A 1546-nucleotide genomic window follows, 5' to 3' on the forward strand; every position below is an offset into this window, starting at 1 on the left:
TTCCTCGAAAAGAGGAAAAATTGTGTAGCCCTAAAAAGGCTACCTGAATAGTAACGAAATAGTTTTTATTTATTAAAAAATTCTGACAAATTCTTTACTACTTTCACGTAAGGATATCGAAAAAACTCAGTTTCTGTTGTTGTTCCTGTGGTGACTGCTGCAAAATCAACATTTGCTGCCAGAGCTGTTTTAGCGTCTATTAGACTATCTCCAATGTATAGCACATTATCAAGTTGTTCGTTAAGGCTGTCAATAGCAAACAGTAATCCTTCAGGAGAAGGTTTGGGGACTTTAACATCCTCTCCTCCAACAATAATATCTATTAAATCCAGGGCACCGTGCATCTTCAAAGCCTCAACTATTCTAAAATGATATTTTGTGGTTACTATGCCTGTACTGAGTCCGTTTTGTTTTAATCTCTCTAATGTGGTTACTGTATCGGCATACAGCATGGTTTCTCTGGACATTACCTCATTAGCCTTTTCCCGAAAAAAACTGAGAAAACGATTTATCAAAACTTCATTTTCGTTATTAGTTAGCTGAATAAATGCTTTGTCGAGTGGTAATCCGACGGTTCTTCTTATACTTTCACGGTCAGAGGAGGGAATGCCCAGTTTATTGAAGGCGTAGTTGAAACTTGACACAATGCCACTCGTTGCATCGGCCAATGTGTAATCAAAATCAAAAATAACAGTACTATATTTCATATCTATCGCCTTGAGTCTGCTGTTGACATAGAATTCTGCAATATTGACATAAGGTCCTGCGGTACTGGCATAATATCTTTTCGCCCAAAAACAAAGGTTTTTTATTTATCCTTTACATTTGCATGCTTTATATTTTTAAAATTAAAAAACACAAAATACAGGGTAAATATTCTTCTTAAAGGCATTTATTAAAGGTATTTTTGTCGTAACTATTCAACAAAAAAATAAAAATTCATATAAAGGATAACTTAATTAGAATTCATTCAGTTTTTAATGAGTCAATTCCAGAGTTTGAAGTTTTGAAGGATATTATTTCTGAATATATTCCTTCTGCACTATTCAGGATAAAGGTGCTTGACAAATTAATATATTGTAAATAATCACTAATTATGTAACTTACGATTAATCAGGACTTACCAACAATATTAAATGTATATGGTCATATTAAAAACACATAGTCTTATTAAAAGCATATAGTCCTCATTGAAAACTTGATCGTATGGTTTGAAGTTCCAGATCAAAATTACTAGTGTGATATTGTGTCAAAACTCCTATCAAAAATAAGATGTAAACCAGGCATAAATAAGATGATTGAGAGACTAAAATCAAAAGAAGTATACACATTAAGAGTAATACAAACAAACTGGATGTTCATCAGAGATTCAAATGAGTGTAAGTCTTTTATAAGTCTTTTATATAATGACCTAAAAGATTTTAGATAGAATTAACATAATAATATACTTATATCAACTATTTACTATTATTCAACTACTCAGTATTATTCAACTACTTAATATTATTTAACTACTTAATATTATTTAACTACTTAATATTATTTA

1 protein-coding gene is annotated in these 1546 nt (G+C 30.9%); it reads right to left on the reverse strand.

All coding sequences use genetic code 11. The features are described 5' to 3' along the window. Positions 1 to 65: 65 nt before the first annotated feature. Positions 66 to 707, reverse strand: coding sequence for an HAD family hydrolase (locus ASJ81_RS12500; protein WP_095644724.1), 642 nt, complete (start codon positions 705 to 707; stop codon positions 66 to 68). Positions 708 to 1546 lie beyond the last annotated feature (839 nt).

Origin of the sequence: Methanosarcina spelaei, from assembly GCF_002287235.1 — an archaeon.
Classification (GTDB): domain Archaea; phylum Halobacteriota; class Methanosarcinia; order Methanosarcinales; family Methanosarcinaceae; genus Methanosarcina; species Methanosarcina spelaei.